The sequence below is a fragment of the Burkholderia sp. 28_3 genome (assembly GCF_003253915.1).
GTDB lineage: Bacteria > Pseudomonadota > Gammaproteobacteria > Burkholderiales > Burkholderiaceae > Burkholderia > Burkholderia cenocepacia.
The window spans coordinates 19,543-27,602 of record NZ_QKZF01000043.1; the positions used below are offsets into that span (position 1 = coordinate 19,543).

General features: G+C 64.5%; 6 protein-coding genes and 3 pseudogenes. 4 read left to right on the forward strand and 5 right to left on the reverse strand.

All coding sequences use genetic code 11. The annotated features are described in order from the left end of the window. Positions 1 to 45 precede the first annotated feature (45 nt). The 3 genes and pseudogenes from DFS13_RS38080 to DFS13_RS41055 all read left to right on the forward strand — a co-directional run. On the forward strand, positions 46 to 2,730 hold the full coding sequence (locus DFS13_RS38080; RefSeq protein ID WP_012431199.1) for an excinuclease ABC subunit UvrA: 2,685 nt from the start codon (positions 46 to 48) through the stop codon (positions 2,728 to 2,730). Between the two features lie 35 nt (positions 2,731 to 2,765). Beyond that, positions 2,766 to 3,629 (forward strand): annotated as a pseudogene (locus DFS13_RS38085) (DNA topoisomerase); the annotation flags it as partial. Positions 3,630 to 3,631: 2 nt separating this feature from the next. Beyond that, a pseudogene (locus DFS13_RS41055) lies at positions 3,632 to 3,991 on the forward strand (conjugal transfer protein TraG N-terminal domain-containing protein); the annotation flags it as partial. 39 nt (positions 3,992 to 4,030) lie between these two features. On the opposite strand, the gene DFS13_RS38095 reads toward DFS13_RS41055, so the two are convergent. Beyond that, positions 4,031 to 4,444, reverse strand: a complete 414-nt coding sequence (locus tag DFS13_RS38095) for a putative toxin-antitoxin system toxin component, PIN family (RefSeq protein WP_012431198.1) — start codon at positions 4,442 to 4,444, stop codon at positions 4,031 to 4,033. Then, complete coding sequence (locus DFS13_RS38100) at positions 4,444 to 4,716, reverse strand: type II toxin-antitoxin system Phd/YefM family antitoxin (RefSeq protein ID WP_012431197.1); 273 nt, start codon at positions 4,714 to 4,716, stop codon at positions 4,444 to 4,446. The genes DFS13_RS38095 and DFS13_RS38100 overlap by 1 nt, the downstream gene beginning before the upstream one ends. Positions 4,717 to 4,768: 52 nt before the next feature. Here DFS13_RS38100 and DFS13_RS38105 point away from each other — a divergent pair. Beyond that, positions 4,769 to 4,956: pseudogene (locus DFS13_RS38105) on the forward strand (TraI domain-containing protein); the annotation flags it as partial. Positions 4,957 to 5,095: 139 nt separating this feature from the next. On the opposite strand, the gene DFS13_RS38110 reads toward DFS13_RS38105, so the two are convergent. From DFS13_RS38110 to DFS13_RS38125, 3 genes are all read right to left on the reverse strand, one after another. Continuing rightward, positions 5,096 to 5,296 (reverse strand): zinc-binding dehydrogenase, encoded by a 201-nt coding sequence (locus DFS13_RS38110; RefSeq protein WP_041758165.1) that lies wholly within the window; start codon positions 5,294 to 5,296, stop codon positions 5,096 to 5,098. Positions 5,297 to 5,477: 181 nt separating this feature from the next. Further along, positions 5,478 to 6,749 carry an MFS transporter gene (locus DFS13_RS38120; RefSeq protein WP_223274404.1) on the reverse strand — a complete coding sequence of 424 codons (1,272 nt, stop codon included), beginning with the start codon at positions 6,747 to 6,749 and terminating at the stop codon, positions 5,478 to 5,480. A gap of 18 nt (positions 6,750 to 6,767) precedes the next feature. Next, entirely contained in the window at positions 6,768 to 7,928 is a 1,161-nt protein-coding gene (locus tag DFS13_RS38125) for an L-dopachrome tautomerase-related protein (RefSeq protein ID WP_012431195.1), read from the reverse strand. Between the last annotated feature and the right edge of the window lie 132 nt (positions 7,929 to 8,060).

The window sequence follows — 8,060 nt, forward strand, 5'->3', positions numbered from 1 at the left end:
CGGAATTCCGCCCCATTGCCACCTCACGAATTACAGGATAAAAACATGCCAAACCCTTCTTTCGGTGAATCCTCCTGTACCGCCGCAGCCAGCGGCCTCGTGCAGGTGCGGGGCGCGCGCGAACACAATCTCAAGGACGTTGACGTCAACATCCCGCGCAACGCGCTGGTGGTGTTCTCGGGTGTCTCCGGCTCCGGCAAGTCCTCGCTCGCCTTCGGCACCCTCTATGCCGAGGCCCAGCGGCGCTACTTCGAGTCGGTGGCCCCCTATGCGCGGCGCCTGATCGACCAGGCCGGCGTGCCCGACGTCGATTCGATCGACGGCCTGCCACCGGCGGTCGCATTGCAGCAGCAACGCGGCGCCAGCAATGCACGTTCTTCGGTAGGAAGCGTAACCACCCTGTCCAGCCTGGTGCGGATGATGTATTCGCGTGCTGGCGCCTACCCGGCCGGTCAGCCGATGCTGTACGCCGAAGATTTTTCGCCCAACATGCCGCAGGGAGCATGTCCGACCTGCCACGGTCTGGGCCATGTGTACGAGGTGACCGAGGCCATCATGGTGCCCGATCCTTCCCTGACCATCCGCGAGCGTGCAATCGCCTCGTGGCCCCCCGCCTGGCAAGGGCAGAACCTGCGCGACATCCTGGTCAGCATGGGCTATGACGTCGACCGGCCGTGGAAGGACCTGCCCAGGAGAGATCGCGACTGGATCCTGTTCACCGAAGAAACACCCACGGTGCCGGTGTACGCGGGCTTCACGCCCGCTGAAACCCGCGCCGCGCTCAAGCGCAAGCTGGAGCCGAGCTACATGGGCACCTTCACCGGCGCCAGGCGCTACGTGCTGCACACCTTTGCCAACACCCAGAGCGCCCTGATGAGAAAGCGCGTCTCCCGGTTCATGGAAGGCAAGCCGTGCCCCACCTGCCACGGCAAACGGCTCAAGCCCGAAGCGCTGTCGGTCACCTTCGCCGGCGTGGACATCGGCGAGTTCATGCAGATGCCGCTGGACCAGTTGGCAGCCTTGCTCGAACCCATCGCCCAGGGGGATTTCCGCGCCCATGTGGCGGGCGCGGGTACGGACAGGGAAGCGACCCGGCGTGACCGCGCCGAACGCGCGGCCTCCGGCCGCGCCGTCCATTCGGTGTCGCCTGACGTGCGTCGCACCTCCGCGCTGTCGGAAGAAAAGCGCCTTGCAGCGCAGCGGCTGGCTGGTGGCGTGATGGCACGCCTGCGCCAACTGCGCGGGCTGGGCCTGGGTTACCTGACGCTGGACCGGGCCACGCCGACGCTTTCGGCCGGCGAGTTGCAGCGCCTGCGGCTGGCCACGCAATTGAGTTCCCTGCTGTTCGGCGTCGTGTACGTACTCGACGAACCCTCGGCGGGGCTGCACCCCGCCGACAGTCAGGCTCTGTACGACGCACTCGACAGGCTGCGCGACGCGGGCAACTCGGTGTTCGTTGTAGAGCACGACCTGGACCTGATGCGCCGCGCACAATGGCTCGTGGACGTGGGGCCGGATGCTGGGGAGCGTGGCGGCCGCGTGCTGTACAGCGGTGAGCCGGACGGCCTGCGACAGATCGCCGAATCGCGTACCGCGCGCTACCTGTTCGACGAGATCCCCGCGCCGGGCAGCCGGGCACGCGAAGCCAGCGACTGGCTGGAGTTGCAGGGCGTCCACCGCCACAACCTGCATGGCGTGGATGCGCGCATTCCGCTAGGCGTGCTGACGGCCGTCACCGGCATCTCCGGCTCGGGCAAGTCCAGCCTCGTCGCGCAGACCCTGCCGGAACTGGTGCTGCTGCACCTGGGCCACGAGCCTGAAGACGATGCGGCGGAAAGCGGAACCGGTGAAGGGCCAGCGGTGATCGAGGTCACCGGCGGTCATCTGGCCGGTGACGTGGATGCCGTGCAGCGTCTGGTGCAGGTGGACCAGAAGCCGATCGGGCGCACGCCTCGCTCGAACCTGGCCACCTACACGGGCCTGTTTGACCATGTGCGCAAGCTGTTCGCCGCCACCCCCGATGCGCGCCGCCGCCGCTATGACGCTGGCCGGTTCTCGTTCAACGTGGCCAAGGGGCGCTGCGAAACCTGCGAGGGCGAAGGCTTCGTCAGCGTAGAGCTGCTGTTCATGCCCAGCGTGTACGCGCCGTGCCCGACCTGCCATGGTGCACGCTACAACGAGGCCACGCTGAAGGTTCTCTGGAAAGACCGCAACATCGCCGAGGTACTGCAGATGACCGTGGACGAAGCCAGCGAATTCTTTGCGGGTGAAGACGCTGTGGCAAGGCCACTACAACTGCTGCGCGATATCGGACTGGGCTATCTGCGCCTGGGACAACCGGCCACTGAGCTTTCCGGTGGCGAGGCGCAGCGCATCAAGCTGGCCACCGAGCTTCAGCGCAGCCAGCGCGGACGCAGCCTGTACGTGCTCGACGAGCCGACCACCGGGCTGCATGCGTCGGATGCCGACCGGCTGCTGGTGCAGTTGCAGCGCCTGGTCGATGCCGGCAATACCGTGGTGATGATCGAGCACGACATGCGGGCCGTGGCACAGGCCGACTGGGTGATCGACGTGGGACCCGGCGCGGGCGATGCCGGGGGCCGCGTGGTGGCCGCCGGCACCCCGCCTCAGGTGGCACAGGTGCCGGATAGCCGGACAGCGCCTTTTCTCGCCCAGGAACTGGCACGCACCGAAACGGATGTCCAACACGGACGCCGGAGACAGGGATAACCTGCGTCCATACCTGCAGATCCAGCGGTCTCGCGATTCTCGACCGCGACCGCGAGATCGCGCGTTTTGTCTCCGTTCCGTTTTGGGCGATCGAGGTCACCCTGTCCGCAGGTGGTGCTTCCTTCATCGCGCACTGGCAACCGCCGCAGGGCTGTACCGACGGCGCCGGCCGCTGCTTGCAGCAGCCCGTCGTGCAGCAGGCAGTCGAGCGTATCCGCGCGGCTGACTCCGCCCAGGTGATCAGCGTCGAGACCGGGCGCGTGCGTGAAGGTCCACCGCTACCGTTCGACTTGGGCACGCTGCAAGAGGTCTGCTCCCGGCAGTTCGGCCTGGACGTGCAGGAAACGCTCGACATCGCGCAGGCCCCGTACGAGACGCACAAGGCGACGACGTACCCGCGCTCCGATTCGGGCCTACCTGCCCGAAAGCATGTTCGCCGAGGTGCCGACCGTGCTCGACAGCCTGGTCAAGACCGATCCGGCCCTGCCCCCACTGGTCGCCCAGCTCGACTGCACCCAGCGCTCGCGTGCCGGGAACGACGGCAAGGTCACGGCGCACCACGGCATCATTCCGACCCTCGAACCTGCGAATCTCGCAGCCATGAGCGAGAAGGAACTGGCCGTCTACAAGCTGATCCGTGCGCATTGCCTGGCACAGTTCCTCCCCCACCACGAGTTCGATCGCACCACGGCGCGGCTCCCCTTCGGCGGACAGAGCCTGGAGGCCGCAAGCAGGTTATCGTGCCGGGCTGGCGCCTGGTGCTGGCCGCCCCGGAACCTGCCGACGAGGAAGGCGAAGCCGGGCCACGTAGCCAGGTGTTGCCGCCGCTGCGCGAAGGACTGGCCTGCCAAATTGGCCAGGTCGATCTGAAGGCACTCAAGACGTTTCCGCCCGAGCCACCGTTCCCAAGCCGGCAGACACTGGCTGGGGAACGACGTACACCGCCCTCAATAATCAGAGCGCGCTGGTGCCGGTCTGGTGGTTCTTCATGCACGCGATCTCGAAGGCCATTACCAGCGCAGCAGTCGCAGCGATTCCATGTGGCACGGACCTCCGGCAAATCCGCATGGACGTGGATGCCGCCCGCATCAACGATCCGGTGGTGCTGGCTCAGGAGTTCGCGGACTTCACGCACGACTGCTACGGGCCGTCGCGCGCCAGGCTCTTCATGAACCGGCCGACGCTGTCCGACACGCAGATGAATGATTTGACCTGGATCGGCTCGAACTACTTCTTCAACACGGGCGGCTCCTACGACACCAACTCTATTTGCGGCCCCGGTGCGTTAACCGCCATGCGATCAGACTCCGTGCCGCTGCCAGAACTCTGCTGGCGTAATGATCGCGTAGCGGTCCGACAAGGCCAACAGATCCTTGTCTCCAGTGACCAGATACTGCGCCTTTGCTGCAATCAGAGTCATCAGCACAGGCTGGTCGGCGGGATCACGCAGCGCCACGTCCTGCTTCGCTTCGGGTTCGACTATGTCGGCCAGGAACATGAAGCTGTCCGCCAGATCGCGGATTTCCACCGGAGTCATCTGGACTTTTGGCAAACGCGGCAATACACGTACCATTTCATCCAGTATGTAATGCGAAAGTGCCACCTCCAGGCCACCTTGCCGCCAAGCCGCAACGATGCGTCCCGGCACACTACCCGGATAGGCCAGCCCCGATACCAGCACATTGGTATCGAGTACGACGCGCAATCCCGACATCAGCGCGCCTTCCGCTCGGCGGCCACGGCAGCCTCGATTTCGGCCAGGCCTTCCTCTGCCGGTACGCCGGCATAGGCATCGTTGATCCGACGGCTCAGGACGTCGAAGCGTTCCTGCATGCGCCGGATGCGGGCAAACAGCTCGGCGTCGACCAAAGCCGCGACCGGCTTGCCGTCTTTGTTGATGACGATGCTGTCGTTGCGGTACTGCACCTGGTTAAGCATCTCGCCCAAGTTCTGCCGGAAGTTCACTGCACTGACTTCAGTAATCATTGCGCACCCATGACCGATATGATTGATATGGTCATTATGGTTAAATTGCGGCATCGTGTCTAGTCCGTCAAGAGTCAGAGGCGCCCCATCGGAACACATCTGGCAACGCACCTCCGTCTCGCGCAGCCAGTTTGCTGCGCTGTACCGCGCGCCGCTGGAGCGCTACGCCGAGCTGGTCCAGCAGTTTCCGCCTCGGAAGGCCACCACCACGCCTATCCCGGGCGCATGCTGGATCACGGACCTAGAGCCGGCATCCCGGCTCTAGGTGCGTTCCTGCCACGCAGGCAGTGATGGCTGCTTCGACCTATGCCTCCGCGCCGGGCTTAGCCTGGGCTATGGCGACGATGGCGATTTCTTCGGAGATTTTGGATTTTCCTCGTCAGGGGCATATATCGATGACGACCTTGCCGATGGCATGGCCTTTTTCGAGGTGGGTATAGGCGGCACTCACATCCGTCAGGGAGAAGCGTGCCGGATCAAGTAACGGCCGGAGCTTACCCCTATCGACGAGCGCCCCGATTTCGCTCAGGATCTCTCCATGGCGAGCGAGACCCTGACCGGCAAGCATCGGCAGAAGCATGAAGATACCGATGAGATCGAGACTGCGGCCGAGGATGACTGACAGGTCATGGGATTCCCATCGCCTTGACGCTCTCGCGGCCATTCAGTTTGTAGGTGCCGAAACCGTTCGCCGGAATCTGGATACCGTCATTCAAGGCAAGCTGCGGAATAGCCGTTTCGATCATCTCGCGCTCCTCGTTTTATTCGTTGGGGGCCGAGAGGGCCGTCGGTTTTCCGCGGGTAACCGACCACCCGAGCGCGCCACGCGCCATGGCCACGACCACGAACAGGCCAACTGCCGCGCAGGCGCTACCGACCGCGAACACGGAGGGGAATCCGAAGGCTGTGGCGAACACCCCTGTCACCGGGCCGGTCAAGCCATAGGCCAGATCCTGGAATGCCGCGAATCCTCCCAATGCGGTCGCACGACTATGGACGTCAACGCGCTTGACGACTTCGACGCCCAAGGACGGAAAGGCCATCGAACAGCCGGCGCCGGTTACGGCAGCGCCCAAAAGCGCCATCGGGGCGGTTGGCGCGAGAAAGAGCAGTGCTTGCCCTACCATTTCAATGGCTAGGGATGCGATGGCAATGGGCATTCCACCATAGCGATCCGGGAGGTGACCGCACAGGACACGAACCAACACAAAAGCACCCCCGAAACAGCTCAATGCGAGGCCCGTTCCCGCCCATCCCCTGGCAGCAAAATCCAGTGAGACAAAAGCGCCGATCGCCGCAAACCCAACGCCCTGTAGCAGCACGGCCAGCCCAGGCTGCCAGATAAGGCCTATCACACTCCAGAATGGCTGGTGCTCGCCTTTCAGGGGCGCCACTCCTGCAACGGGGTACGCAAAGAAGGCGGCGATCATGGGCAGGTGGACGACCACCGTGCCCACATACGTCATACCGCCCCGGTGATAGAGCCAGTAACCGATTGGCGCGGCCAGCGCGATCGCGCCATACATCGCCATACCGGTCCACGCCAGTACCTTGCCAGAACGCGGCTGTCCGACCGTGCCGATTCCCCACCCAAACATGCCTACGATGAGCTGGCTTTCGCCAAACCCCAGCACGAGTCGGCCGACGATCAGCACGAGCAACCTGACCACGCCCGCAGCCGGAAGTTGTGCCGAGAGAACCAGCGCAAGGCCCGAACACCCGCAGAAAAACATGCCACGCAGCATGACAGGGCGCGCGCCCATGCGGTCGACCTGGCGACCGGCTACGCCTCGCGTCAGGATGGTGGCCAGAAACTGGATGCCGACCGACAGACCGACCAGGACATTGCCGAATCCCAGTGTTTTTCCGACGTAAAGAGGAACAACCGGCAACGGCAGGCCAATCGTCATGAAGGTCAGGAATACCGCTGTTGTCAGCGCGGCCAGCGCGCGGGTAGCGCGCCGGGCATCGGCTTGCGCTTGTGGGGCAAGCATCGAGTCAGCCGTAGTAACGGCAGAAGTTTCGTCACGCATGAAAGGCCTTCTTTGGGACTAGGCAACAGGAGGACACGGCTGATCGATCGGCACACGAATCAGGAGGTACGGGGGCACGCGAAGGTCTTTGCCGCCGTTGAATCCCGGGAGCCGGTCCCACTGGCCCAACGTGCAATAGACGTGGGTGGCCGTGGCGAAAATGCCGTCCGGCCATACGATGCGGGGATCTCGCGCGACCACGTCGAGGCGTCCGTCCGGATAACGACGCAGGATGGCATCGTGTTCGCCGGCGGTGAGATAGATACGATCCTGCATATCGGTCGCGAGGCCGTCGGTCATCACCTTCTCACCGTGGTCCACCACGCCGGCTGCAAGGGCCGCATCGGTGGCACCGAAATCGGCCAGCAGGTCGGTCGCGATGCTGTACAGCCTGCGGCTCGTCAACGGCGAGTAGTAGAGTCGCGAACTGTCCGCACTGAGCGTGACGCTGTCCGCGCCCCCCACCGGGAAACCGGGATGCGCCGGGTCGTAACGCAGAGGCCGCCCTTCGAGCACGGCTACGAATCCCTGTTCCGGTTGCGTCGACGGGTGATTGGTCAGCACGCGGCGTTGGCGTTCGGTCGCGATGTCAACCACGACCAGTGCGCCCGATGTGCCGAACGAGGAATCGGCGATGTAGGCGACGCCCTGCGGGCCGTGGGTCAAATCGATGCGCAAGTCGTTCATGTGGCTGTCGGGGCGCATCGCCGGCGGTTTCAGCACGATGCTCGCGATCAACCGATCCGAGTGTGGGTCGACGCCGATCACTTTGGCCGCCCCCGGCGCAATCGGTTGTCCGGCGAGCTTGCCGTCGTCGATCGCCCATAGCCGGCCGCGACTGTCCGTGGTCATGCCGTGAATCGAGATCAGGCGCTGTTCGGGCGGCTTGTCCGAGGGCAGGCTGAGGGCAGCGTTGGGATAGGGAACCAGCACATTGCCCTTCAATTCCGCCAGCGTCGCCTCGCGATGGTTATCAGCGTGCCGGGGGAAACCCACGAACACCCGCCCCTCGGGCGTTACAGCGATGCCGGATGGACCCGGACCAGGAAACGCGGCGACGATCTCGAACGAACCATCCGGTGCTGTGTCGCCGGAGACAGTCCCAGCGAAAGCGGTCGCGTCCAACACCGGTACGAGCGCTGTGCCAGCTGCGGCGGCGATGAAAGTGCGGCGCTTCAATGGAAATCCTGCCTGTATTTATCCACTGCCGCCTGCGTGTCACGGGGCGGCGCTATGGAGCCAATGCGGGGTCGGCATAAGGGCGCCACTTGAGGGGCGGCACATAGGCGCCAGTCCAAGGGCGGCGTAATG

Coding starts and splice junctions, on each gene's coding strand:
- DFS13_RS38080 (WP_012431199.1), top strand. CDS start 46: ATGCCAAACCCTTCTTTCGGTGAATCCTCCTGTACCGCCGCAGCCAGC.
- DFS13_RS38095 (WP_012431198.1), bottom strand. CDS start 4,444: ATGTCGGGATTGCGCGTCGTACTCGATACCAATGTGCTGGTATCGGGG.
- DFS13_RS38100 (WP_012431197.1), bottom strand. CDS start 4,716: ATGATTACTGAAGTCAGTGCAGTGAACTTCCGGCAGAACTTGGGCGAG.
- DFS13_RS38110 (WP_041758165.1), bottom strand. CDS start 5,296: ATGCTTCTGCCGATGCTTGCCGGTCAGGGTCTCGCTCGCCATGGAGAG.
- DFS13_RS38120 (WP_223274404.1), bottom strand. CDS start 6,749: ATGCGTGACGAAACTTCTGCCGTTACTACGGCTGACTCGATGCTTGCC.